Origin of the sequence: Ralstonia sp. RRA (assembly GCF_037023145.1) — a bacterium.
In the GTDB taxonomy this organism is placed as follows: domain Bacteria; phylum Pseudomonadota; class Gammaproteobacteria; order Burkholderiales; family Burkholderiaceae; genus Ralstonia.
In genome coordinates, this window is sequence record NZ_CP146092.1 from 235,983 (window position 1) to 260,488 (window position 24,506).

Sequence of the window (24,506 nt, forward strand, 5' to 3'; positions counted from 1 at the left end):
CCCATGAAGCTCACCCGGATCCTGCTGGCCACCAGTGCCGCCTTGTTGATCGCATTGCCCACTGCAGCACTTGCCTTCGTCAAGCCGCTGCGGGTTGTTGCGCCATCGCTCATGCCGGGGGTGTCCTGTCCGCTGCCCAACATCTGCACCGACGACATTGCCAGCCTGAGCGATGCGCAACGGCTGTACCAGGAGGGCTACGCCAAGACCGCTGACGTGGTTGGGCCATTCCAGCGCGCGCCGCGCATGGTGTTCTGCACAACAACGGCTTGCGCCGATATGTTCGGCCTGGGGCGCCGCGCGGCAGAAGCCGTGGGCAACCTCGGCCTGGTCGTTGCGCCGCGCGGGTGGAAGACCTACTACGTGACGCACGAGTTGATCCACTTCCGGCAGGCGGAAGTGCTGGGCAACTATGCGGTGGCCACCCGCCCCGGATGGTTGATCGAGGGCATGGCCTATGCATTGAGCGACGACCCCAGGCACCCGCTGGGCGAGCCCTTTGAGCAATGGCGATCCCGCTTCGAAGCCTGGCATGCAGCCCTCGGCACGCGCGACCTGTGGGACGCGGCAAGAGACATCCGTTAAACGGCGCGCAGACAGCAATGGACACCAACATGGATGCATCACGGCCCGCACAGGCAACCAACGCGCTGGGCGTGCTCGCGGTCTTCCTCAAGCTGGGGCTGACGTCGTTTGGCGGTCCGGTGGCACACATCGGGTACTTCCGCCGCGAGTTTGTCGAGCGACGGCGCTGGCTTGACGACGCGACGTTCACTGATCTGGTTGGCCTGTGCCAATTCCTGCCGGGGCCGGCCAGCAGCCAGGTCGGCTTTTCGATCGGCTTGCTGCGCGCCGGGTGGCTTGGCGGCCTGGCTGCGTGGTGCGGGTTCACGCTGCCGTCCGTCGTGCTGCTGATTGCCTTTGCCATGCTGGCGCCAACGCTCGGCGGCCCCTTTGGTGATGGATTGATCCACGGGTTGAAGCTGGTGGCCGTTGCCGTGGTTGCGCAAGCCGTGTGGGACATGGCGCGGCGCTTGTGCCCCGATTTGCGTCGGGCCGGCATCGCACTGGCAGCTATCGTACTGCTGGGCCTGACGGCTTCCGTCTATGCGCAGCTCATCGCCATTGCGCTCGGTGCGGCGCTTGGCCTTGCGCTGTGCCGAGACACATCCGTGACCGGCGTCACCGCTGTGCCCGCGCAGCACGCGGGGTTCCGCATTTCCCGCAGCGCGGGCGCCATCGCGCTGGTGCTCTTCTGCGTGCTGTTGCTCGGGTTGCCTGCGCTAGTACAAGCCGGCGCCGGCGATGCTGTTCGTGTGTTCGACGCGTTCTACCGCTCCGGCGCGCTGGTGTTTGGCGGCGGCCATGTCGTGCTTCCGCTGCTGCAGGAGCAGACGGTTGCCACGGGGTGGGTGACGTCCAGCGACTTTCTTGCTGGATACGGCGCCGCGCAGGCCGTACCAGGGCCACTGTTTACGTTCGCCGCGTTTCTCGGCTGGATGATGAGCGGCGTGCCCAATCACCTGGGCGGTGCCGTGCTCGCCACGGCGGGCATCTTCCTGCCTGGTTTGCTGCTGGTTGTTGCCGCGTTGCCGTATTGGCAGGCACTGCGTGCGCGCAAGTCCATGGCGGCGCTGTTGGCCGGGGTGAATGCGGCCGTGGTTGGCGTGCTGGCCGCCGCACTGTACTCGCCGGTCTGGACCAGCGCGGTGCATGCTCCGCTGGATTTTGCGATTGCCGCCGTCGGGTTCTGCCTGCTGACGCGGTGGAAGCTGCCACCGCTTGCCGTGGTGGCCCTCTGCGCAGCCGCTGGCATTGCCCAAGCCACCCTCCTGCACTAGTTCGGTCAATCTACAGCGCGCTGCGCCGTCCAGCGCTTGTACCGCCGTGTCTGGCACGCGTTGGACAACTGCTGCACCACCAACGCCCTGAACGGCGAGACACGCGGGTTCGTCCCACGCCCCTGGCTTAGCCGTTGCAGCTGAAACTTGACCACCGCCATGTTGGCCAGCGAGCCCAGCACCTTGTTCTTCCAGGTAATCGGGCGCAGCACCGGTGCTGTGTTCTTGCCCGCCTGCCAATCGCGCGGCAGGTTCGGATCAATCGACAGCGCGGTCGCAATGCCAACCATGGCGATACCGCTGTCGACCACCTGCTCTGCCACCGCACGGCGGCGGATACCGCCCGTGACCATCAACGGCATCTGCGCAATGGCAACGATGTCGCGTGCGAACTCCAGAAAGTAGGCCTCGCGGGCCAGCGTGCGGCCGTCGCGGGCGTGCCCCTGCATGGCCGGCGCTTCGTAGCTGCCGCCAGAGAGTTCCACCAGATCCACACCCAGCGGGTTGAGCAGTTCGACCACGTGCTTGGCATCGTCCGGGCTGAAGCCGCCACGCTGGAAATCCGCCGAGTTCAGCTTGACCGCCACCACAAACTGCGGCGACACCGCGCCGCGCACCGAACGCACGATGTCGAGCAGCAAGCGTGCACGGTTCTCGATCGGGCCGCCCCATTGGTCCTGCCGCTTGTTCGTGATCGGGGAGAGAAACTGGCTCAGCAGATAGCCATGTGCCGCGTGAATCTGCACGCCGGTAAAACCGCTCTGCTCAGCCAGCACCGCTGCGCGCGCGAAGCGCTGCTGCACGTCGGCGATGTCGTCGGCGGTCATCTCCCGGGGCACGGGAAACTGCTTGGAAAGCGCGCCCAGATCCATCGCCACGGCAGACGGCGCCAGCGTGGTCTGGCCGAGTGCGGCAGGCATCTGGCGGCCCGGGTGGTTGATCTGCATCCAGACATGCGCGCCGTGCGCACGTGCGGTTTGTGCCCAGCGCCGGAAGCGGTCTAGGTGAGCATCGCCTTCCAACACCACGCCGTTGGGACCGGTCATGGCGCGGTGGTCCACCATAACGTTGCCCGTGAGCATCAGGCCGACGTTGCCTTTGGCCCAGGCTTCATACAAGCGCACCAGCGCATCGGACGGCGCGTGGTCCGCATCGGCCATGTTCTCTTCCATGGCGGCCTTGGCCAAGCGGTTGGCAATCACCGCGCCATTGGGCAACGTAAGAGGCGTGAACAGCTTCATGAGGGGCACTCCGGTTTGACGACGCACTAACCTTAAGCTTAAAGTTGACTTTAATGTCAAGCCCCGGAGCCTGCGTATGAAAATCGGCGAACTGGCGGAGCAGAGTGGCGTAGCCGCCTCGCGCATCCGCTTTTACGAAGCCAGCGGCCTGCTGCAGCCCGCACAGCGACAAGCCAACGGCTACCGCGAGTACACGCCCGACACGCTGACCCGGCTGGAGATCATCCTGTGTGCGCAGGGTGCGGGGTTCTCGCTGGAGGAAATCCGCGCCATCCTGCCGCCCGATCTGGACAAGTGGCCACATCAGGAACTGCTGGAAGCGCTGCACCGCAAAATCAGCGAGATCGAATTGCTGGAGCAGCGCCTGGCACAGACCAAACACCACCTGCTCGCGCTCGTGGGCGACATCAACAACCGCACGGAAGGCGAGAGCTGCGCAGGGCGGACCAAACGCGTGCTCGACAAGATCACGCAAGGCGCCGCAAAAACACCCTCAACCGATCTGCAAACGCGCCGCACAAAAAAGCGCGCCTGACCCACGCTCCCCTTTCGGTTGACACGGGTTGCACGTTGCGGCCCAAGGGCACGCGGCGTAGCATGGAAAAGCCGTTTTTTCCGCGCTTTTCGGGAGATCGCCCATGTCTGCCCAGCACGAAGAAAAAGTCCGTCAGCACATGATGGATGCAGTGGCCCTCGCACGCGGACGTGCGCCAGAGATAGCCGCGCTGTTCGAGCCATTCATGCGGCACTACTACGGACTGGCCGACCCCGAAGACGTTGTCTCGCGCAGCGTGGCCGATCTCTACGGCGCGGCAATGGCGCACTGGCAGCTTGGCCAGAAGTTCGTGTCAGGGCAGCCACGCGTGCGGGTCTACAACCCAAGCCTGGAACAGCACGGTTGGTACTGCGGCCACACGGTGGTCGAGATCGTCAACGACGACATGCCCTTCCTGTTTGACTCCGTCACCATGGAGATCAACCGGCAGGGGTTGGCGCTCCATTCCGCTTTCCACCCCGTCTACCGCATGCGGCGCGATGCGTCGGGCACGCGCACGGCGGTAGAAGCCGGCGGCGTGTTGCGGCCGGCCGCACTCGCGGGTGACGCGCCAGCCGACGCCTACGACGACACGAATGGCGACGCGCACTACGAGTCGTATATCCACATCGAGGTCGATCGTTTCTCTGAGCCGCAGCGGCTGCAGGCGCTGCACGACGGCCTGGTGCGCGTGCTGCGCGACGTGCGATCCGCCGTGGAAGACTGGAAGCCGATGCAAGCTGCAGCGCAATCCGCCATCGATGCATTGGGCGCGCGCGCCGCGCAAGCCTCGACCGATGAAACCGAACGTGCAGAGATTGCCGAGGCACAAGCCTTTCTGGCGTGGATGCTTGATCGGCATTTCACCTTCCTGGGCTATCGCGACTACGAACTCGTCGTGAAAGAAGATGGCCACTACCTGCAAGGTCTGCCGGGCACGGGCCTGGGCGTGCTGCGCGAAGCGTTGCGCGATGCGGGTAGCCCAGACCTTTCGCGACTTGCTCCGGGCGCGGTCAAGATCATCAACGCCCCGGCTCCCATCTTCATCACCAAGGCCAACTCGCGTGCCACGGTGCACCGCCCCGGCTATCTGGACTATGTGGGTGTGAAGCGCTTTGATGCCGAAGGCCGCACCTGCGGCGAGCGGCGCTTCCTGGGGCTGTATACCTCCACCGTGTACATGGAGCCTGCAGAGAGCATTCCGCTGGCACGGCGCAAGGTCGCCAGCGTGATCGCGCGCACCGGCTTCCTGCCGAACGGGCACCTTGCCAAGACACTCATTACGATTCTCGAACAGTATCCGCGCGATGAGCTGTTCCAGCTTGAGGGTGAGGAGCTGCACGACATCGCGCTCGGCATCCTGCGGCTGCAGGAGCGGCAGCGCACGCGGCTGTTTGTGCGGCGCGATCGCTTTGACCGCTTCGTGTCTTGCCTTGTATTCGTGCCGCGCGAGAAGTTCAACACAGACTTGCGCATTCGCATTCAGAAGCTGCTGCAGGACGCCTATCACGGTACGGGGGTTGAGTTCACACCGTTGCTGTCGGAGTCCATGCTCGCGCGCATCCACATCACCGTGCGCACGCAGCCGGGCAACGTGCCCGAGGTGGATGTGGCCGAACTGGAAGAGCGCATCGTGCAGGCCGCGCGGCGCTGGCAGGACGACCTGGCCGATGCCCTGCTGGAGCGCGGCGGCGAGGAGCGCGGCAACCGCCTGCTGCGCCGCTATGGCGATGCCTTCCCCGCGGGCTTCCGCGAGGACTACCCCGCGCGACTCGCCGTACGCGACATCGAACTGATGGAACCGCTGTTGGCGGCTCCACCATCGGCACCGCAAGCCGCTGCCGCCGGCACACTCACGATGCAGCTCTACCGGCCGCTGGAGGCACCCACCGGTGCCCTGCGCTTCAAGATCTACCGTGCAGGCGAGCCGACCTCGCTGTCGCGCAGCCTGCCGATGCTTGAGCACCTTGGCGTGCGCGTCAACGAAGAGCGCCCCTACTGTGTCGAACCTGCCGATGCCGCCCCCATCTGGATGCACGACTTCGGTATGGAGACCATCGACGGCAGCGAAGTCGATCTCGATGAAGCGCGCGTGCGCTTTGAAGACACCTTCGCCCGCATCTGGACGGGCGAGGTCGAGAACGACGATCTGAACCGTCTCGTGCTGCAGGCTGGCCTGACTTGGCGCGAGGTCCGCATCCTGCGAGCGTATGCGCGCTATATCCGCCAGATCGGCTCGACGTTCAGCAACGCCTATATGGAAAGCGCGCTGACGGGCAATCCGTCCATTGCCCGGGCATTGGTCCGCCTGTTCCTGGTGCGCTTTGACCCGTCACTCAACGAGGCCGAACGCACCCGCGATGCCGACAAGCTGCGCGCACAGATTGCCGAAGCACTGGAAGAGGTGCCGAACCTGGACGAAGACCGCATCCTGCGTCAGTTCCTGGGCGTGCTGGAGGCCACGCTGCGCACCAACTACTTCCAGAGTGCGGCAGACGATGGGCAGGCCGGGCAATCCAAACCGTACCTGTCGTTCAAGTTCGACCCCGCACGCGTGCCGGGCCTGCCCGAGCCCAAACCGATGTTCGAAATCTGGGTGTATTCGCCGCGTGTGGAGGGCGTGCACCTGCGTGGCGGCAAGGTGGCGCGCGGCGGGCTGCGCTGGTCTGACCGGCGCGAAGATTTCCGTACCGAAGTGCTGGGGCTGGTCAAGGCGCAGATGGTCAAGAACACCGTCATCGTGCCGGTGGGCTCCAAGGGCGGCTTCATCGTCAAGCAACCGCCGCCCGCCGGAGACCGCGATGCGTACCTGGCCGAAGGCGTGGCGTGCTACCAGACCTTCCTGCGCGGCCTGCTGGACCTGACCGACAACTACGTCGACGGCCACCTCGTGCCACCGCGCGACGTGGTGCGCTATGACGAGGACGACCCCTACCTGGTGGTGGCCGCCGACAAGGGCACCGCCACGTTCTCCGACTACGCCAACGCCATCTCTGCGGAATACGGCTTCTGGCTGGGCGATGCGTTTGCCTCCGGCGGCTCGGTCGGCTACGACCACAAGAAGATGGCCATCACCGCGCGCGGTGCGTGGGAATCGGTCAAGCGGCACTTCAGCGAGATGGGCATCGATACGCAATCGCAGGACTTCACCGTGGTGGGCGTGGGCGACATGTCGGGCGATGTATTCGGCAACGGCATGCTGCTCTCGCGCCATATCCGTCTGCTGGCGGCGTTCGATCATCGCCATGTCTTTCTTGATCCATCCCCCGATGCGGCCACCAGCTTTGCCGAGCGCGAACGCATGTTCAACCTGCCGCGCTCAAGCTGGGCCGACTATGACAAGACGCTGATCAGCCCCGGGGGCGGCATCTTCCCGCGCACAGTCAAATCGATTCCGCTATCGCCCGAAGTGCGCGCGATGCTGGATGTGACCGCAACCGAGATGGCACCGAATGATCTGCTGCACGCCATCCTCAAGGCGCCGGTGGATTTGCTCTACAACGGCGGCATCGGCACCTACGTCAAGGCCAGCAGCGAAACGCACGCTCAGGTAGGCGACCGAGCCAATGACGGGCTGCGTGTGGACGGCGCAGAGCTACGCTGCAAGGTCGTCGCTGAAGGCGGCAACCTGGGCTGCACGCAACTCGGCCGCATTGAATATGCGCTGCATGGCGGCCGCATCAATACCGATGCCATCGATAACTCCGCCGGCGTGGATTGCTCCGACCACGAGGTCAACATCAAGATCCTGCTGGGCCTGGTGGTGGCCGACGGCGAGATGACACTCAAGCAGCGCAACACGCTGCTCGCCGAGATGACCGACGAGGTGGGCACGCTGGTGCTGCGCGACAACTACTTCCAGACGCAGGCGCTTTCACTCGCACGCACGCGCACGACACAGTGGCTGGATGCCGAAGCGCGGCTGATGCGCTATCTGGAACGCACCGGGCGCCTGAACCGGGTCATCGAATTTCTGCCGCCCGACGAGGAGATCGACGCCCGGCGCGCCGCCAGCGGTGGCCTCACCACGCCGGAGCGCGCGGTGCTGATGGCCTACAGCAAGATGTGGCTGTATGACGCGCTGCTGGCCAGCGATTTGCCCGACCAGCCCTTCGTGGCCGACGGCCTGCCCGGCTACTTTCCGCATCCGCTGCAGGCACGTTGCGGCCCGACCATGCCGCGGCATCCGCTGCGGCGCGAGATCCTGGCAACCATGCACGCCAATGCGCTCATCAACCGCGCCGGCGTAACGTTCGTGCACCGCCTTGCCGAAGAAACCGGCGCCGAGCCGCTAGCTGTTGTGTGGGCCAGCTTGGTGGCGCGCGCGGTCTATCGGCTGGACCCGCTCTGGGAGCAAGTCGACGGGCTGGATGCGCAGGTGCCGCACGAAACGCAGACGGCGCTGTTCACCGCATTTGCGCAGCTACACGAGCGCGCCGCGCTGTGGTTCCTACGGCGGCGCATGTCGGACGTGCCGGCCACGGTGGAACGCTTCCGCGATGCGGTGGATGCGCTGGCGCCGGAAGTGGATGGTTTGCAAACGGAAGACTCCGCGCGCACGTCGGCACAACAGCAGCAAGCGCTGGCCGACGAGGGCGTGCCCGAAGCGCTGGCGCGCACCGCGGCAGGTGTGCCGGCGCGCGTGTCGCTGCTCGACATTGCCGAAGTGGCTGCCGCCAGCGGTTGCGACGCCAAGCTCGCTGCACGCGTCTACTTTGCGCTCGACCAGCCGCTGGGTTACGGCTGGCTGCAGGGCGGCATCCTCAACCTGCCCACGCAAACCCATTGGCAGATGCTGGCGCGCGCAACGCTGCTTGAAGAACTGGGGCAACTGCGCCGCAGGCTGACCGGCTCGGTGCTGCGTGATGCGCCCGTCGGCGTTGGGGCAGAGGCGCTGGTCGATACGTGGAAAGCCGCCCGGCAGGAAGCACTGGCGCGCTACAACCGCGTGATTGCCGATCAGGTGGCCGCAGGGCAAGCCGATCTGGCCATGTTGTCGGTGGGGCTCAAGGCGCTGGCAGAAGTGGAGGCTTGAACCTAGCGCCCCTCCATTCCCCCCTCTCCTGTGCGGCGGCCACACCACTTCTGCCGTGGTATCTTGGCCGCCGCGTCGTGATTCCGTGGCCAGATCGCACCGATCAGCGGCATGACAGGCACGGGCGATTCACGTTACGCATCCGACAGAAATCACAAGTGGCCTGAAGGCCGTATCAAAGTTGTTGGGGGCGGGATGATCATCGGCATTGATCTGGGAACGACAAACAGCCTGGTGGCCGTTTGGGAAGATGGGCGACCACGCCTGATTCCGAACAGCCTCGGGGAATTCCTCACACCCTCCTGTGTGAGCCTGGACGAAGACGGCACCATCCTGGTCGGGCGCGCGGCGCGCGAGCGGCTGCAAACGCATCCGGACAAGACCGCCGCCGTGTTCAAGCGCTTCATGGGTAGTGAGCGCACCATTCGCCTTGGCAAGCGCGAGTTCCGTGCCGAAGAGCTCTCCGCGCTGGTCCTGCGCTCGCTCAAGGAAGATGCGGAAGCCGCGCTGGGCCAGCCGATCACCGAAGCCATCATCACCGTTCCTGCCTATTTTTCCGACGCGCAGCGCAAGGCGACGCGCGCAGCGGGTGTCATGGCGGGCCTGAAGGTCGATCGGCTGCTGAACGAGCCCACGGCGGCGGCCCTCGCCTACGGCATCCATCAGCTTGGCGCCGAAACCCGCTTCCTCGTCTTCGACCTGGGCGGCGGTACGTTCGATGTGTCGGTGCTCGACATGTTCGAGGGCGTCATGGAAGTCCGGGCGTCTGCCGGCGACAACTTCCTCGGTGGCGAAGACTTTGTCGCCTGCATCATCGACCGCTTCTTCGAGCAGGCCAAGGCACCGGCCAAGCTCAAGACCGATACCGCGTTCATGCAACAGCTCACCGCGCAGGTCGAGGCAGCCAAACGCGCGCTGTCGGAACAGCCGGCGGCCACGATCGAGGTCGCTCACAACAGCGATACGTACACGCTGGAACTGGATGAAGCAACGTTCGAGCAGATCTGCGCCCCGCTGCTGCAGCGGCTGCGTGCGCCGGTGGAACGCGCCCTGCGCGACGCCAACCTGCGCGGCACTGATCTGGACAAGATCGTGCTTGCGGGCGGCGCCACGCGCATGCCGGTGGTCCGGCGCATGGTCGCCCGCATGTTCGGGCGCTTTCCGGAGTGCGAAATCAATCCGGATGAGGTGGTGGCGTTGGGGGCTGCCGTGCAGGCCGGCCTGAAGATGAAAGACGCGGCACTGGATGATGTCGTCATGACAGACGTCGCGCCCTACTCGCTCGGCGTCGCCGTGGCCATGCAGCTCCCTGACGGCTCTTATACCGACGGCCACTTTGACCCGATCATCGAGCGCAACAGCCCGGTGCCGATCAGCCGTGTGAAGACCTACAGCCCGATCCGCGAACAGCAGCGCGCAGTGGATCTGCACGTCTATCAAGGCGAAGCCCGTCTCGTGACCGAGAACATCCAGCTGGGCACATTGAAAGTGCCCTTGCCCGACCTGCCACGCGCCCAGTGTGCCGTCGACGTGCGCTTTACCTATGACGTCAATGGCCTGCTGCAGGTGGAAGCCACGGTGCAGAAGACGCAGGAAACCGTGAGCCTCATCATTGAAGACAACCCAGGCCTGCTGTCCGAAGAGGAGATCGCAGAGAAACTCGCCGCGTTATCAACGCTCAAGATTCATCCACGTGACCAGATGGAGAACCGCACCCTGATGGCGCGCGCGGAACGGTTGTATCAGCAGTTGCGCGGTAACGAGCGTGAATGGTTCGGCGCCCAGATCCGGCTGTTCGAAGCGTCACTGGCATCGCAGGAGCTGCACCGCATTCAGGCTGATCGGCAGAAATTCGACGAACTGGTAGAACACGTCGAGCGCCAGATCCGTATCTTCCCGCAGCCAGAACCCCAAGCCTGATTCGTGACCGGAATGCTCATGGTGCCGCGCTTTCTGCAGCAACTCGAACTCGATACCTCGGCGGACGAGCGCGCAATACGGCGCGCGTATGCGCAGAAGCTCAAGAAGATCGACCAGGAAGCCGACCCGGCGGGCTTTCAGGCTCTGCGTGCCGCTTACGATGCGGCGCTGATGTGGGCGCGACAGCCCAGCAGACCGACGCCGGAACAAGACCTTGACGCAGAGGACGAGGACGAAGCTGACGCGGCGCCAAGCCCGGCGCCCACGGCATCTTTTGCGCCGCCGCACGTGGCGATCCCCAAGCTACGCGTGGAGGCGACATCGCCGCCTCCAGCAGCAGCGCCCGTGCCGGCGCCGACACAGCAAGACGACGCAGCAGCGCATGCCAACACCGCGTTTGCCGGCTTCATGGACACGTTCAAGGCAGCCGCGGCCAACCCGAAGACCATGCCGGACTACCACACGTGGCAGGCCGCGCTTGAAAAGCTCATGGCCGGCGATGCGCTGATCAGCATGACCGCGCGCGAGATGTTCGAGTACAAGTTCGCGGCCCTGCTAACACAGGGGTGGAAGCCTGGTCACGAAGCGCTGCTCGTCGCCGCCACCAATGTGTTCCGCTGGAACGAAGACCGCCGGCATCTTCAGAATTTCGGGAATATTGGCTTCGTGCTCGACCGTGCCCTGCAGGAGCGCGCGGCGTTCGATCTGCTGCAGCCGATGGATCGTGCGCAACAACGTGCGCTCATCCAGCGCCTGCGCAATCCGTCAGAGCCGAACCATCGGGAGCTGCAAGACTCTTTCGCGCTGCTGGAGAACACGGTCAGGAATTTTCCGACCTGGTTGGGCATCATCACCGACGTCAGTCAACTGCCGCGTTGGCGAGAACTGTATGCCGCGTTGCCGCCTGGCAAGCGCAGAGAGCAGGCGCCGCAGCGGCAGTCGTCTGGGCCTTCCTCATCCAAACGGTCATTCTCCAGCTGGTGGTGGGTATGGCTAGTGTTGATTGTGCTGATCAATGGCGCGCGCTTGCTCGGCAACGGACCAGTGCAGCCATCGACGGTGTCTCACGAATCAAGCACTGCAGGCAGCCATGATCTTCTGGCACAGCGTTCCCCTTCACCGACCATCGCACCACCTCCGGCATCGAGCGCGATGGGCAGCACTGGCGCCAACACCATCCAATGCAACGATCCACAGCCGGTGTATCCGTCGATGTCGCAAAAGATGGGCGAGGAAGGTCGAGCGACAGTCAAGCTCTTCATTGGTGAAACCGGTGAGATCACCAATGTGGCACTGACCTCTTCATCCGGCTCACCGCGCCTTGACAACGCTGCCACCACTGCCGCCCGTACCGTTAAGTGCACGCCCTATCGGCAACATGGCAAAGCTGTACCTGTCGTGGCAAGCAAGTCATACGTCTTCAGGCTCGACAACTAGCGACCGAGCACCTTCAGTTTCCGCCCGCCCCTGCTGCGCGTGTCTGATAGCGCAGCAGATGATCGGTGCCGGATTCGGACAGCCACAACTCGCCCGGTCGCCCCATCATCTGACGCACGCGCGCATGCGGCCGGGGCATCGGCAACACGTCAAACGTCTCCGTGCGCAGGTCAAAGCGCACCAGTGCGTTGGCGGTCCACTCGCTGAGCCAAACGATGTCCTTATCATCGACAAAGATGGCATAGGCGTGTGGATCTTCACCGGGCAATTTCCATTCGCGCCATTGATGGGTTGCCGGATCGAACATGCCGACCTTTCCCGCATTCCACTCGCTGATCCAGACGCGCCCTTTTGAATCTGCCCAGACGCGGCGTGCGCCCTGCTTTGGTGTAGGCGGCTCAATGACCTGCGCCGCACCGCTCACACGATCGATGTGGCCCAAGTAGCTACTGGCCAGCGATGCAAAGTACAGATTGCCGTTTGGGGTGACGCAGATACCGTAGGCACCCGGGCCGCGCGGTGCATCGAACACGCGCATCTTTCCGCTGGCGGGGTCCAGCTCACCGTAGATGCCGCTCTGTCCGGTAAACCACAGGTGTCCTTGCTTGTCGAAAACGGCGGTGTTCAGGTTGGCGCCGGTGCGGTTCTTCGGTAGCGGAAAACGCGTGACGGCGAGCGTTTTCGGGTCAACGCGCACGATGGCATTGAGGCCGCCATCAGTAATCCACGCTGCCTGGTCGGGACCAACGATCACGCCATGCGGCGCTGAACCGGTGCCCAACGCAACACGATCCGCCTTGCCGCTGCTTGGGTCCAACCGCCCCACAGCCGCTTGCGCCTGCGCGGTGTACCACACGGTGCCGTCGGGGGATGGTGCAACGTCGTGCGGCGCACTGCCAATCGGCACGGCAAAGCCTTCATACGATGACGATTGCAGCGACTGTGCCTGCGCCGTGCCGATGGCAAGTGCAATGGACATCAGTGCTGCCATGCCCACACTTCGACCGATCTTCAACATGTCCGCCTCCGTGCGAGGGACACCAACTGCTTCAGTGTTGCACTGATGCCGTCGCCATCCCAACCCATATTCGTCCGCTTCAGCACAGCAAAAGGGCCCATGCAGTGCACTACATGGGCCGCTTGGGGTTGGCATCGCGTGCGTGGATCAATGCTCCATGTGCTCGCGCATTTCATGTTCACGGGCCTCACGTTCACGGCGCTCTCGCATTTCACGCTCGTGATCCCTGGCGGCTTCCGCACGTGCCTGCTGGCGGTCGCGCATCATCTCGTGGCGTTCCTCGTGCCGCTTCTCAGCGTGCTCCGCACGCTCGCGGTCTTGACGAAGTTCGTGACGCTCTTCCGGCCCAGGGGCGCCCAGCGGAGCGGTCTGTGCATAGGCAGCAGTTCCGGCCAGAGCAAACAGGGCAGCGATCAACGTGTGCTTGGTTTTCATGGTGGCTTCCTCGTGAGTAATCAGGCGCCTCACCCGGCGGTGCCGGCGCGCCGCTCCACGAAGGCCGTGCGCCCGCAGCATCCCACACAGAGTGGACACCTGTTACTCAGCAAGAAGCTCGCCCCGTCCATCGCGCACAAGGCGGTGTGAACCGTGTGCTAGCGGTATCGCAATCGGGATGACCGCAACCGTTCGCGTGCGCTGCGTGCGGGCGACGGTGATCCGAGCGCAGCGCGCAATCGACACCGCAAACGGCAACCCTCACGACAGGATGCCGTGATAGCTGCACATCAAGAATGAAGAGACGTTCGCGCTTGAAGCCGTGCGTTCAATGCGCAGTTGCGGTGGCCAACCTTCGCCCGCTTGCGCGAACATGGCCCGAGGCTTTGAGGAAGACGTACCCTTGGAGGGTCACCCGCGCGTAGCAACGGTCGGGGCCACGATGCTCCAGCGTGACGAGCTGCCGCTCGATCAGCGCCTCGACATCAGCACGATCCAGTTCATCGGGCTCGGCACCATCGTTGACGAGAAGCAGGACGGCAAATTCATGGGGACTCAGCACAGTCAACTCCAGCATGTTTGTCGGTCACGGAAGGGCCGCCGTGACGATAGGCTTGATTCACTGACACCATGAGCACTGCAAGAGCCGATGAAGATGAGAGAGCGTGCTGTGCCGGCCTGCAGGAGAACCAAGCATAGGCGTGCGCGAACAACCAATCAAGGCGCCCGCTCACCACGTCAACACCAGGCTGCTGGCCGATTTACGGTGCCCGCGCACGCTCGCGGCGCAACATACGTTTGCCTGATCAAGGCTCGCGCGGCCGACAACGATTGCGCTGGCCGAGCGTTTGCACTGCAGCGACTATGCAGCGACGTTTAGTCCTTTTTCGCTAGCCCTTTTGCTTGTTGCAATGACGTCTTGCCGGTTCTACTGCGCTCAACCATCCACCGGTTGTTCGGGCATCTCCAGGTTCAATTGATAGAACGCGGCATCCAGCCAGCGGCCGAATTTGAAGCCGGCCTCTTTGACGGTGCCCGCGTGCATGAACCCCAGACGGGTGTGCAGGCCGATGCTCGCCCCGTTGGCCGCGTCAATGCAGCCCACCAGCACGTGCACCTGCTTTTCTTTTGCGCGGCGGATCAACTCGCGCAGCAACCGCTCGCCCAGCTTGCGGCCGCGGCATTCGTGGTGCACGTACACGCTGTGCTCCACCGTGTACTTGTAGGCGGGAAACGCGCGGAACGTGCCCCAGCTCGCAAAGCCCAGCAGCTTGCCCGAGGCATCGACCGCGCCCACCACCGGAAAGCCGCCCGCGCGCTTGGCAGCAAACCAGGTTTCCATGGCTTGCGGCGGGCGCGGCACATAGTCGTACAGCGCCGTGGAATTGACGATGGCCTCGTTCAGGATTTCAAGAATGGCTGACGCATGCTCGGCCTCGGTGCAGTCAATGAAGCGGATGTCGTCGTGGGGTGCGGGGGAAGTCATGCAAGCTCCAGTGCAGCGGTTCGATGATTTCCATCATACTGGATTTCATGTCCATTAAACTGGAATTCAAACCATGGGCGACGCAACAGGCCGTCCCCGGTTTTCGTGCCTGATCGCGCGTTCTATGCTGAAACGACAACGGGAGAACGCCCATGCCACAGTCGACCTTTTCCTACGTGACCTATATCCGCACCACACCTGAGAAGCTGTGGCATGCCCTGACCGACGCTGAATCCATGAAGCAATACTGGTTCGGCATGCGCTGTGAAAGCGAATGGACGGCGGGCGCTTCGTGGGCGCTGGTATCCGGCGATGGCGTGGTCTTCGACGACGGCGAGATCGTCGAAGCCGAGCCGCCCCGCCATCTGGTCATCCGCTGGCAGCACCAAACCAAACCCGAACTCAAAGCCGAGGGCCCATCGCTCTGCACGATGGAACTGGAGCTGAGCAGCACGGCAGTCAAGCTGACGATTACGCACACCATTGAGCGTGTGCCTTCGAAGCTGATCGAAGCCGTGTCGGGTGGCTGGCCGAAGATCCTATCCAACCTGAAGTCGTTGCTGGAGACGGGGGCCATTGCGCTGGAGGAGGCCTATCCGTCCAAGAGCGCCCAGCCTCAACAAGCGTGAGTGACATGCGATAAAAAAAGCGCGCCTTCCAAGGAAAGGCGCGCCGTGGCTGACTGCCCGTTCAGGCGATCAGTCTTCGTCCGCAACGATGTTGCCGCGACGCCCGAAACCATGCAGCGGGTCGATACGCTCAACGCGGTCCAGCGTCGCATATGGGTCTTCCAGTTGCGCATGCGCGCCAAACGCATGCAGGCTCCGACGGCGCTCCGAGGTGCGGTCTGCCGCATGCACCGCGGGGCGAGCACGGCCATGCACCACAGCGCTCACACCGCCGTAGTGGCGCGCCATGCCTGGGCGCATCGCAAATGACTGTGCCGGCTCGGGGGGCTCCACCCAATCGTTGCGGCCCAGTTTGCCGCGATAACCGAAGCGATGAAATCCAGCGGCTTCCGCGGTGACAGTGTCGGCGGCCTTCACCACGTCGCGCCGCTGCGGTGCTTGCGGTGCCACTTCGGTCGCTTCGGCCGCATGGGGTGCGTGGGCCAGTGACGGCTCGGCACGATCGGCGCGGTCCACAACGATCACCGGGCTAGCGGAGAGCACCGGTTCGTCCGGGTCGTATTCGGGGCTGCGCGTGAACGGCGTGGCCGGCGCAGCGGTCCCTGCCGGTGCCGGGCGGCCAGACCACTCCTGCCACGAGCGCACGTGGGTGATATCGCCGTCGTCGTCATGGTCGACCACCAGCAGGCGCGTGTTGCGCGGGCGCTGCCACGCCGTCTGCTGGCCATGCAGCGCAGCACGCGAAGCCGCGGCGGTGGGCGTGAGGGTGGACGCAGGCGCGGGGGCCTTAGCGTGCGCCATCTTGCGGCGGATGGCGCGGTCCAGGCGCGAGAGAACCAACCACACCACCAGCACCGCGCCCATGCCGGCAATGATGTGGCTATACATGCGCAGCTGTTCGAACGGCAGGCCGCTTGGCCCCACGCTGCTGATGGAGTAGCCCACATACAGCCCCAGCAGCGCCCAGATCGAGATCACAAGAATCGGCCGGAAGATACGGAACCACAGCACGTGATGCACGGTGCCGACAACACCCTTGTCCGAGAACGACTGTCGGATCGAATTGCGTGAAACGTCAATGACAAGTGCGGTCATGGCGAATTCCCCTGTTGTTGTACGCCCCGGTCGGGGCTGGTCCAGCGGGCGCGGGCGCGCGTGCGCTGGAAAGCGACGGCCGGAAAGCCGACCACCGTGGTGATGAGGTTGAGAATCCAGAACGCCACCGGATACCAGACGGTATCGACGAAGTAGCGCAGGATGCCGTCGTCGTAGCGGCGGTCGATAAAGCAGCCGACCAGCAACTGCAGCACGCACGTGATGAACAGCAGCGTGCCGTGCCAGCGTGGGAAGGCCTCCATGCGCCATTCGGGTGCCATGTCGACGAAGAAGCCAAGCACCGACCACGTGATGACCAGCAGCATGTTGTACGCCCACACGACCGACAGCGCGTACTCGAAGAAGATCGGCCACATCATCGATTGCCGCAGGCTCAGCATGGCCGGCGCGTACTTGATCAGCGCCTGGATACCGCCCTTGGCCCAGCGCAGCCGCTGCTTGTACAGGCCGCGGAAGGTCTCAGGCATCAGGATCCACGACAGCGCGCGCGGCTCGTAGCGGATGATCCACCCGCCCACCTGCAGCTTCCAGCTGATGTCGATGTCTTCCGTAAGCATGTCGTTGCTCCAGTAGCCCACTTCTTCGATGGCGTGCTTGCGGAACATCACGACCACACCCGACACCGTCAGCAAGCGCCCGTAGATTTGCTGCGTGCGCTTGATGAGCCCCACGATCGACGAAAACTCACCCACCTGCATACGCCCCAGCAACGTGGAGCGTGTGCGAATGCGCGGGTTGCCCGTCACGGCCCCGATGGTCGGGTTCTCCAGCAAATGGCGGATCATCCAGGCAATGGCATCCACATCGAGGATGGAGTCGCCATCGATGCACATCAGGTACTCGGCATCCGTAACCTGCGCGGCGGTGGTCAGCCCAATCGCCTTGCCTTGGTTGGACGACTGATGGATCACCAGCAACTGCGGGTACTGCGCGGCGAGTTCGTTCAGGCGCTCGCCGGTGCGGTCGGAGCTGCCGTCGTTAACGGCAATGATGTCGAAGTTCGGATAGCGCATGCGGGCGAGGTGGCTGATCACCTCGCGCACGTTGGCCTCTTCGTTGTAGCAGGGCACGATGATCGACACCTTGGGGTAACTCTTCACCCCCAGCAGCGCAAGCGGATGCTGCACGCGCGCGGTGCCGCGCTCCAGCAGGAAGTAGTGCAGCAGCCCCCCGATCATCCAGAAGTACGACATGAAGAACGGGTAGTAGAAGACGAAGCCCGAGACCCAGCGCTTGGCGATCAGCAAGTCCACCATGTCAGCCTCCCGCCTTGTTGTTGGCCGGAGCAGCAGCGCCCGCCGCAGCCTCGGTTGCTACCGGGCTCTTGCTTGCCGGTGCCGCCTGAGCACTCGGCGGCTGGGTCTTCGGCAACGCGCCGTTGATCTTCTCGGCGCTGGGCGGCGCACTGCGCGTTTCGATATAGCTCTTGAGCGACATCACATCGCGCAGCACCTCGGTGTCGGGCCGCCCGGCAATGAAGTCGTCCGGGTAGTAGCCGTAGTTCAGGGCACCGGCAGCACGCAGGTGGCTCATCTGCTCGTGCAGCTCTGCACTCGGGATGGGCTTGTCCTTGTTACGCCAGTCCACGGCCTGCAGCTCGAAGATGGTCTTGCGCAAACCATCCTTGTGCTTGGCCACGGCTGCCGTCAGCTTCTTCATCCAGTCCCTCGGATCCTTGGCCTCTTCCATGTAGGGCATGGCTTCAAGCGCAACGTAGTCGTAGGCCTGCAGGAAGTCGTCATAGTTCTGCGCCGTCCAGGTTTCGGCCTTCGGATCGAGCACGGGGCCCGCGAAGATGTTGCGCGCGGTCAGCATGTCGCGGCCGTTCTGGTAGCCCTGCGCCACCGAGATCAGCTCGTGCGAGAACGCGATCAGCGCGGCGGTCTTGCCGCGTGTCCACTTCTGCATCAACTCGGGCGACTGGCGGATCTGGTTGATGTCGCCCGGCAGACCCATCGCCTGGTAGGCCTTGAGTGCGGCGGGGCTGGCGTCTTCATAGTCATCGAGCACGCCGTCGTCGTGGAAGAGAATGCCGTCGATGATGGCGTTCTTGGCCAGGTCCTCGTAAATGTCGCCGATCATCTTGCGTGCTTCCGGATCAAACGGCGACAGGCGCGGCGGCTTGACCGTGCCCGGCTTTTGCGGTGCGCCCGGCAAGGATTGCACAAGGTGCGTGGCGGCCGGGTTGTTGGCCGGCAGCTTGAACGACAGCATCGGCAGCCAGGCGTACACCTCCACCTTGGCACGGGTCTTCAACTGCCACGACACGCGCGAGAAGAGGTCGGCACGCATCGGCATGTGGCGGTTCGGGAAGTACACAGACTCCACGGCGCCGTTGCCCTTCGCGTCTGCATAGGCCTGCAGGTAGACCGCCCGCGGTGCCAGGTCCTTGATGCGGTCGATCAACTTGCCGAGGTTGGCTTCCTGCTGCTTCGGGTCAGGGTCGTAGATGTAATCCATGTCGACCTGCACGACGCGCTGCACGGGGTTGATCTCACCGTGGTGGGTGACCGGTTCGCGCAACGAGCGCTCCAGGTTACCGGTGGTGGTGTCGTAGCCCATCAGGCTACGGCGGATGGCGGTGAGCGGTACGTCCGGCGTATTCGGGCCCGGCTCCAGCGTGAGCATGTACTTCAGGCCCACGTTGGCCGCTTCCTGGTCAAGGATCACGTTATGCGCACCGTACGGCCAGACCACGGTGTGCACCTTGGCGCCGATGTTCTTCTGGATGATGTCGACGCTGCGCTGCAGATCATCACGCACGCGCTTGCGATACTCGTCGTCGGTCTCATACCGGCCCATCTTGGGCAGATATTCGTGCGTGCTGGCGGCCGGCAATTCGTTGCCCTGTGGGTTGCCCAGAACGCCGTGGTGCAGGTCGTGCGTGTGGGTGGCGAATTCCGCCAGGCCCGAGGCCTGCATCTCTCGGATCTGATTCCAGTTCATGAAGAAGTCGCGGTCGACGATCTGCTTGTCCGACAGCTTGACCTTGGCCCCCGGAGGCGCGTTGGTCCACTCCGTCACCAGCCCGAACACGGCCGGGAAGCGGAACTGCTTGAGCAGCGGGAAGACCTTCGCGTAGTGGCTTTCGTAGCCATCATCAAAGGTCAGCAGCACTGGCCGTTTGGGCAGTGGCTTGCCGCCGCGGCGCGCCTCGTCAATCTGCGCCAGCGTCACCGGGTGGTAGCCGTTGGCCTGCAGCCAGCTGAACATGTTGGTGAGTGCCTTGGTGTCGATGGCAAACGCATCGGGCAGCGTCTCGAAGCTGGCGCGCAGGTTGTCGCGAATATCGTGGAAGCAGAGCACGCGGTACGTCTTGCCGTCGTCCGGATCGGGCTTAGGCAGGAAGTCCACCTGCAGCGCGGCAGCCGGACGGATGGCGGCGGTCAGCGTCATCGCCGCAATCAAGACCATCCAGCCGAAGAATCGTCGCAATGACGTTTGTCGGAGAGCTTGCATGGGCATCAGAGGGGAATATTGAGGTTCAGATAGAGGAACTTGCGGTTCTCAGGCTGGCCGTCATAGCGATGGCGCCCGTAACCGATCCCATACGAGACCTGCGTCTTGCGGTTGATCTGCCAGACGTGCTCAAGCCGTGCCTCATACATCGGGCTGTTGCCGAACGACTGCTGGTTGTACATACCGCCGGTCAGGTACACGCGCTGCGTGAACGACTTGTCGGCATAGCGCCAGGGCGTCCACGACCAGATGGCAGTGGCCGTGCCGCTGTAGTCGCGTGATGGGCTGAAATAGTTCAGGCCCGTCATGGTGTTGGTACTGGTATCGGCCCCCAACAGCACGCCCACCGTGTGGCGCGGCGAAGTGAACACCTGCTGATAGAAGTTCGCAGCCACGCGCTTGCGGAAGTTGTCATCTGAATAGCGCGACATGCCGTACGTCAACGATGCGTAGCGCGTTTCATCCCAGGTGTAGCGCACGTTGCCGCTCACGGTCTTGCCGGTCACGCCCACCTGGTACGCCTTGTAGGGCACCTCCAGGTCATCGGTGGTGACCAGGCCCGACACCTTCCAGTGGTCGCTCGGCAACCAGGTGGCGTCGAGGGTGCCGCCCGTCTTGCCGGCCGCACCCACCGATTGGTGCACCTCGCCGTTCACCTCAATGCCGGTGTCGAACCACTGCACGCCCGCACCGTTGCGTACGCGGCTTTGCGATGCGCCATCAAACTGCGCCTTGCCCACAAAGCTATCGAAGAACAGGCGGTAGTGATCGGCAAACGGGCTGCTGTAGACCTTGGTGTTGACGCCGTACTCGTTGTTGGCAAACACCGAATTGCCCTTGTCGGCCGTGGACTGGATGATGAGCTGCGGGCTCTGGTAGACATCCAGGTCCTTGTTCAGCGCATTGATCGAGCCGTTCTCCGGAAAGCGCTCGCCCAGCCCGTTGGCGACATCCTTGGCGGTCTTGAGGTCATCCACCGCAAGCGAGGCACGCCCATAACCCGAGACCACGCTCAGATCATCCGGGTGCTCCGCCAGCGCAGTTTTGTACATCTCGCGCGAGCGATAGGGCTCGGCCTGCACCATCGCACCGTCGGCACGTGCACTCACCAGCGACGCGGAGAACGGCGCCTCATGCCGCCACTTGTCCATCTCGGCAATACCCTGGTGCGTGCGGCCGGTCAGCACCAGGTATTGCGCCTCCAGGCGCTTGACGCGTGAGTAGTCCGGGTTGGGCGTGCCGACTTCCGGTGCCAGGCGCACGTACTCGGGGTTGTCGGCCTTCATTTTGTCGAGCAGTGCGCGGGCCTCTTCAAAGCGGCCGGTATCCAGCAGCGCATAGAACAGGCCTTCCTGCACGTCACCGGTTTCGATCTCGCCGGGGCCGGCGTCTTTCAACGCCTGCGCGTAGGCGGCAGCAGCCTTGTCCGGCGTATCAAGATAGGCGTAGGCATCGCCCGCGGCCACGCGCGTGTAGGCGGGCACCTTGCCTGCCTGCGACATCTCTTCGTAGCGCTTGACGGCATCCTTCATGCGCCCGCGGGACGCCAGCGCTACCACCTCGTCGGCGACGATCTCCTGGCGGAACTCGGCGTTCTCCTTCGTATCGGGCACCTTCTTGATCAGCGCTTCGATCTCGGCCACCGCCTGGTCGATGATGACAAAGCGCTCAGGCCCCTGGATGGACTTCATCTGCTGACGGCCCCACCGGATGCGCTGCGCGGCGGCCGCATGATCGACATGCCAGGACTCGGCTTCCATGAACCAGTCCGGGTGCTCACGCAAATGCTCCTGCGCCAGCGTGGCCGCACCTTCGCGGGACTCGCGCTGGACTTCGTTGCGGAAGGCCTCGCGATCGGTCGGCATCGGGCCTGCGGGGGCGTTCTCCGGCTGGTTGGCAGTGGCATGGGTAGCCGCAGCGTTGGCGGCTTCGGGAGACACCTGCAGCGGCTCCAACGCACCCGGGCCTTGGGCGCTGGGGCCTGCGGGCATGGGTGGTGCAGCGTCGGTCGAGTGGGTGCCCGGCGGCAGGATCACCGTGGGTGATGGTGGCGGTGCGGGCGGCGCCATGTCGGCGCCGGGCATGGGCGATGGGGCCTGCTGTGCGGGCGCGGCCGGCGCCGCGGCGTTGGCATCGGCCGGGGCGGGTTGCTGCGCCTGCGCCACCAGCCTTGCATTGGCGGGCGAAGCCGGCAGACCGTTCGAGCCGGTGGGAGCGGCAGCGGCTGTCGTACTGCCGTTCAGTTCAGCGAGCTCCGCATCGATCAGGTTGCGCGTGGCGGTGTTCGATGCATCGTTGGTGGTGGCCGCAGCGTGTACGGCCATCGGCGCCGTGCCGACCAGCACCACAGTGGCGCCAGCAATCGCGCACCGACGCGGGTGCCAGGCAGAAGCCGTACTGGCGCACGGCTGGCCAGAGAGAATTGGCTCGTAGGTGTTCATGTTGTTTTGGTGTCCGTTAGGCGGCGCACACGTGCGTGCATGCGTCGGCCGCGTGATGTGGGGATCGGACCCTGGGGACCAGGAGCGTGTGTCAGCCCAGGCGGGCTGTGCCGTTGGCGGTACGCACGGGCGTGCGTGGTGATTTGGCGGGCGTCACGCCGCCAAAGGCGCGTGTCATGGCTGCCCACCGCGATTCCGCACCGTGGTCGGCCACCGCAACGCGGGGCGAGCTCATCACAGCATCGGTGGCAGACATCGAGGTGGACGCAGACGCGCGCGACGGGCCGGCAGCGGTCTGGACAAACACGGCGGCGGCGTCCTGCACGGCGGCAGTGGTTTCACCCTGTGCCATGGCATTGCCTTGCAGTTCCAGCGGAATGCCCAGGCGCATGGCGGCGTACACAGCCTCGCTCTTGTTGCGCACGTTCAGGCGGCGATACAGCGTGCACGCGTGCGTTTTGACGGTGGCTTCCGAAATGCCGAGCAGGCGGCCAACACCCTTGACCGAGTGCCCGCGCGACAGGAGCACCAACACCTCGTACTGGCGCAGCGATACATTCAGCCGCTGCGCGGCTTCCGACGCATCGAGCGCGAGCATGGTCACGGCCGTGGTGGCCGGGCGCGGCATCAATGCCGGATACGACTGCCCACCCGCCAGCACCAGCTGCAGCGTGGCGAGCAGCACTTCAGGCGACTGTGACTTGGAGACATAGGCATCCACCCCGCACGTCATCGCAACGTGCGCCTCTTCTGCCGACGGGCGAGCCGCGAGCAGAACCACGCGGCTGGCCTCGCTGCAGGCAATGGCTTCGCGCAGTTGAGCCATGTCGACAGGGGCATCGGCTTCGTCCAGGCCGATGACAAGCAGGTCGGCACGCGTATCAACGGCATGCACGTCGCCCGGCTCGCCAACCGGCAGCACGGGGGCGACGACTTCCAGGCCCAGGGTGGGATGCTTGAGCAGTGCGCCAAGTCCGGCTCGCAGCAACGGATGATTCTCCAGCAGGACTGCTTTCATGGTTTCCTCGTTTTCTGGTGAAGCGATTCCGGTCGAGCGCGTACCGAGCCTGCCGCGGCAGGCATGCACGTGCGCGTAGTCGACCGTTGAAACCCCGGGACCGTCCGAGAGAAGCGCCCTGCCACCAGCGAAGTGCGAGAGTGCCGGCAGTTGAGAAGCGAAGTGCGAATGCCGTGGATTGCTCCGGATCCGCTTATGGGAAGAACGTTGTGTGCGTGAGGCGCCAAGCGCCTGCTCACGCAGCGTGACCGCACGACATTGAGCAAGCATCGGGCCAGCACCGTGCAACGCAACATCTGCTTACATACTTGGCACAAAACCGACCAGTCGGAAGGCGGTTGAAACCTGCTGTGGCAAAGGCTCAACGGCCTGCAGCATCGTTTGTTGCACTGCCGCGTACGCACCCGATTCTGTAACCGGATGGTTACGACTTCAGGACGCTTGGCGAATGCGCGCTCGTGCCGTTGGTCGACAACTGAACGTTTTTACAACCTGTTTTAAAACTTACCGAGCGAGAGAGGCCGGCGTCGCTTGATCAGCTGGCAGCTGGCACCTTGGCATGTGCCGCAAGCAACGCGGAGGGAAAGGATGCTGCGCCGCTCAGGACTTACGACGCATCACAAAGAGGAACAGGCTGTCGATAGCGCCCACCGTGAAGATGAGGCCCGCGGCGGTGTGGAGCATCCACGCGCCATCCGCAAACGGTAACGAGATCGAGGTGTGCGGAATGGCACCCACCACCGCGGCTGCCACTGACATGCGCACCACGGGTACCCACCACGTGCGTTGCGCGGGCGGCGGGTCGTCACGATGACGCGGCGGCGGAGGGGGCATGCGGCGGGGGCAGGAAGTGGCGGTCATGCTGCATTGTTGGACACAACCGATCCGACCGAAA

General features: G+C 64.2%; 18 protein-coding genes. 8 read left to right on the plus strand and 10 right to left on the minus strand.

Annotation, left to right across the window (positions count from 1 at the left end; translation table 11 throughout):
* Positions 1 to 3: 3 nt before the first annotated feature.
* A complete protein-coding gene (locus V6657_RS19130) occupies positions 4 to 585 on the plus strand; it encodes a membrane protein (protein WP_048932943.1) in 582 nt (193 codons plus the stop codon).
* A 17-nt stretch (positions 586 to 602) separates the two neighbouring features.
* The gene (gene chrA / locus V6657_RS19135) at positions 603 to 1,841 is read left to right on the plus strand and encodes a chromate efflux transporter (protein WP_048932944.1); all 1,239 of its coding nucleotides are present in this window, start codon (positions 603 to 605) and stop codon (positions 1,839 to 1,841) included.
* Between the two features lie 5 nt (positions 1,842 to 1,846).
* On the opposite strand, the gene V6657_RS19140 is transcribed toward chrA, so the two are convergent.
* The gene (locus tag V6657_RS19140; RefSeq protein WP_048932945.1) at positions 1,847 to 3,082 is read right to left on the minus strand and encodes an NADH:flavin oxidoreductase/NADH oxidase family protein; all 1,236 of its coding nucleotides are present in this window, start codon (positions 3,080 to 3,082) and stop codon (positions 1,847 to 1,849) included.
* Positions 3,083 to 3,158: 76 nt separating this feature from the next.
* Here V6657_RS19140 and V6657_RS19145 point away from each other — a divergent pair, with 76 nt between their 5' ends.
* The 4 genes from V6657_RS19145 (at position 3,159) to V6657_RS19160 (ending at position 12,009) form a co-directional block, all read left to right on the plus strand.
* A complete protein-coding gene (locus V6657_RS19145; protein ID WP_048932946.1) occupies positions 3,159 to 3,617 on the plus strand; it encodes a MerR family transcriptional regulator in 459 nt (152 codons plus the stop codon).
* A 103-nt stretch (positions 3,618 to 3,720) separates the two neighbouring features.
* Positions 3,721 to 8,652: an NAD-glutamate dehydrogenase gene (locus tag V6657_RS19150; protein ID WP_048932947.1), complete on the plus strand. Its 4,932-nt coding sequence runs from the start codon at positions 3,721 to 3,723 to the stop codon at positions 8,650 to 8,652.
* A gap of 195 nt (positions 8,653 to 8,847) precedes the next feature.
* Positions 8,848 to 10,572, plus strand: a complete 1,725-nt coding sequence (locus V6657_RS19155) for a molecular chaperone HscC (RefSeq protein WP_048932948.1) — start codon at positions 8,848 to 8,850, stop codon at positions 10,570 to 10,572.
* Between the two features lie 12 nt (positions 10,573 to 10,584).
* The gene (locus V6657_RS19160) at positions 10,585 to 12,009 is read left to right on the plus strand and encodes an energy transducer TonB (protein WP_248694778.1); all 1,425 of its coding nucleotides are present in this window, start codon (positions 10,585 to 10,587) and stop codon (positions 12,007 to 12,009) included.
* A gap of 13 nt (positions 12,010 to 12,022) precedes the next feature.
* Here V6657_RS19160 and V6657_RS19165 read toward each other — a convergent pair whose 3' ends face one another.
* Positions 12,023 to 13,027 (minus strand): lyase, encoded by a 1,005-nt coding sequence (locus V6657_RS19165; protein WP_048932949.1) that lies wholly within the window; start codon positions 13,025 to 13,027, stop codon positions 12,023 to 12,025.
* 150 nt (positions 13,028 to 13,177) lie between these two features.
* Between V6657_RS19165 and V6657_RS19170 the strand changes: the two genes are divergently transcribed.
* Positions 13,178 to 13,612, plus strand: a complete 435-nt coding sequence (locus V6657_RS19170; protein WP_048932950.1) for a hypothetical protein — start codon at positions 13,178 to 13,180, stop codon at positions 13,610 to 13,612.
* Between the two features lie 178 nt (positions 13,613 to 13,790).
* Here V6657_RS19170 and V6657_RS19175 read toward each other — a convergent pair whose 3' ends face one another.
* Together V6657_RS19175 and V6657_RS19180 are read right to left on the minus strand one after the other, a co-directional pair.
* Positions 13,791 to 14,024: a hypothetical protein gene (locus V6657_RS19175; protein WP_082170142.1), complete on the minus strand. Its 234-nt coding sequence runs from the start codon at positions 14,022 to 14,024 to the stop codon at positions 13,791 to 13,793.
* A 375-nt stretch (positions 14,025 to 14,399) separates the two neighbouring features.
* Positions 14,400 to 14,948, minus strand: coding sequence for a GNAT family N-acetyltransferase (locus tag V6657_RS19180; protein ID WP_048932952.1), 549 nt, complete (start codon positions 14,946 to 14,948; stop codon positions 14,400 to 14,402).
* 152 nt (positions 14,949 to 15,100) lie between these two features.
* On the opposite strand from V6657_RS19180, the gene V6657_RS19185 reads away from it, so the two are divergent.
* Positions 15,101 to 15,577, plus strand: coding sequence for an SRPBCC family protein (locus V6657_RS19185; RefSeq protein WP_048932953.1), 477 nt, complete (start codon positions 15,101 to 15,103; stop codon positions 15,575 to 15,577).
* A gap of 69 nt (positions 15,578 to 15,646) precedes the next feature.
* Here V6657_RS19185 and V6657_RS19190 read toward each other — a convergent pair whose 3' ends face one another.
* From V6657_RS19190 to V6657_RS19215, 6 genes are all read right to left on the minus strand, one after another.
* Positions 15,647 to 16,672 carry a PgaD family protein gene (locus tag V6657_RS19190; protein ID WP_048932954.1) on the minus strand — a complete coding sequence of 342 codons (1,026 nt, stop codon included), beginning with the start codon at positions 16,670 to 16,672 and terminating at the stop codon, positions 15,647 to 15,649.
* Entirely contained in the window at positions 16,669 to 17,949 is a 1,281-nt protein-coding gene (gene pgaC, locus V6657_RS19195; RefSeq protein ID WP_048932955.1) for a poly-beta-1,6-N-acetyl-D-glucosamine synthase, read from the minus strand. The genes V6657_RS19190 and pgaC overlap by 4 nt, the downstream gene beginning before the upstream one ends.
* A gap of 1 nt (position 17,950) precedes the next feature.
* On the minus strand, positions 17,951 to 20,107 hold the full coding sequence (gene pgaB / locus V6657_RS19200) for a poly-beta-1,6-N-acetyl-D-glucosamine N-deacetylase PgaB (protein ID WP_048932956.1): 2,157 nt from the start codon (positions 20,105 to 20,107) through the stop codon (positions 17,951 to 17,953).
* A gap of 50 nt (positions 20,108 to 20,157) precedes the next feature.
* Positions 20,158 to 22,593, minus strand: a complete 2,436-nt coding sequence (pgaA, locus tag V6657_RS19205) for a poly-beta-1,6 N-acetyl-D-glucosamine export porin PgaA (RefSeq protein WP_048932957.1) — start codon at positions 22,591 to 22,593, stop codon at positions 20,158 to 20,160.
* 91 nt (positions 22,594 to 22,684) lie between these two features.
* A complete protein-coding gene (locus tag V6657_RS19210; protein WP_048932958.1) occupies positions 22,685 to 23,611 on the minus strand; it encodes a response regulator transcription factor in 927 nt (308 codons plus the stop codon).
* Between the two features lie 600 nt (positions 23,612 to 24,211).
* Positions 24,212 to 24,472: a hypothetical protein gene (locus tag V6657_RS19215; RefSeq protein ID WP_171017979.1), complete on the minus strand. Its 261-nt coding sequence runs from the start codon at positions 24,470 to 24,472 to the stop codon at positions 24,212 to 24,214.
* Positions 24,473 to 24,506: the final 34 nt, after the last annotated feature.

Excerpts from the sequence above, each read along its gene's own strand:
- V6657_RS19130 (WP_048932943.1), top strand. The coding sequence starts at position 4 with ATGAAGCTCACCCGGATCCTGCTGGCCACCAGTGCCGCCTTGTTGATC.
- chrA (WP_048932944.1), top strand. The coding sequence starts at position 603 with ATGGACACCAACATGGATGCATCACGGCCCGCACAGGCAACCAACGCG.
- V6657_RS19140 (WP_048932945.1), bottom strand. The coding sequence starts at position 3,082 with ATGAAGCTGTTCACGCCTCTTACGTTGCCCAATGGCGCGGTGATTGCC.
- V6657_RS19145 (WP_048932946.1), top strand. The coding sequence starts at position 3,159 with ATGAAAATCGGCGAACTGGCGGAGCAGAGTGGCGTAGCCGCCTCGCGC.
- V6657_RS19150 (WP_048932947.1), top strand. The coding sequence starts at position 3,721 with ATGTCTGCCCAGCACGAAGAAAAAGTCCGTCAGCACATGATGGATGCA.
- V6657_RS19155 (WP_048932948.1), top strand. The coding sequence starts at position 8,848 with ATGATCATCGGCATTGATCTGGGAACGACAAACAGCCTGGTGGCCGTT.
- V6657_RS19160 (WP_248694778.1), top strand. The coding sequence starts at position 10,585 with ATGCTCATGGTGCCGCGCTTTCTGCAGCAACTCGAACTCGATACCTCG.
- V6657_RS19165 (WP_048932949.1), bottom strand. The coding sequence starts at position 13,027 with ATGTTGAAGATCGGTCGAAGTGTGGGCATGGCAGCACTGATGTCCATT.
- V6657_RS19170 (WP_048932950.1), top strand. The coding sequence starts at position 13,178 with ATGCTCCATGTGCTCGCGCATTTCATGTTCACGGGCCTCACGTTCACG.
- V6657_RS19180 (WP_048932952.1), bottom strand. The coding sequence starts at position 14,948 with ATGACTTCCCCCGCACCCCACGACGACATCCGCTTCATTGACTGCACC.
- V6657_RS19185 (WP_048932953.1), top strand. The coding sequence starts at position 15,101 with ATGCCACAGTCGACCTTTTCCTACGTGACCTATATCCGCACCACACCT.
- V6657_RS19190 (WP_048932954.1), bottom strand. The coding sequence starts at position 16,672 with ATGACCGCACTTGTCATTGACGTTTCACGCAATTCGATCCGACAGTCG.
- pgaC (WP_048932955.1), bottom strand. The coding sequence starts at position 17,949 with ATGGTGGACTTGCTGATCGCCAAGCGCTGGGTCTCGGGCTTCGTCTTC.
- pgaB (WP_048932956.1), bottom strand. The coding sequence starts at position 20,107 with ATGGTCTTGATTGCGGCGATGACGCTGACCGCCGCCATCCGTCCGGCT.
- pgaA (WP_048932957.1), bottom strand. The coding sequence starts at position 22,593 with ATGAACACCTACGAGCCAATTCTCTCTGGCCAGCCGTGCGCCAGTACG.
- V6657_RS19210 (WP_048932958.1), bottom strand. The coding sequence starts at position 23,611 with ATGAAAGCAGTCCTGCTGGAGAATCATCCGTTGCTGCGAGCCGGACTT.
- V6657_RS19215 (WP_171017979.1), bottom strand. The coding sequence starts at position 24,472 with ATGACCGCCACTTCCTGCCCCCGCCGCATGCCCCCTCCGCCGCCGCGT.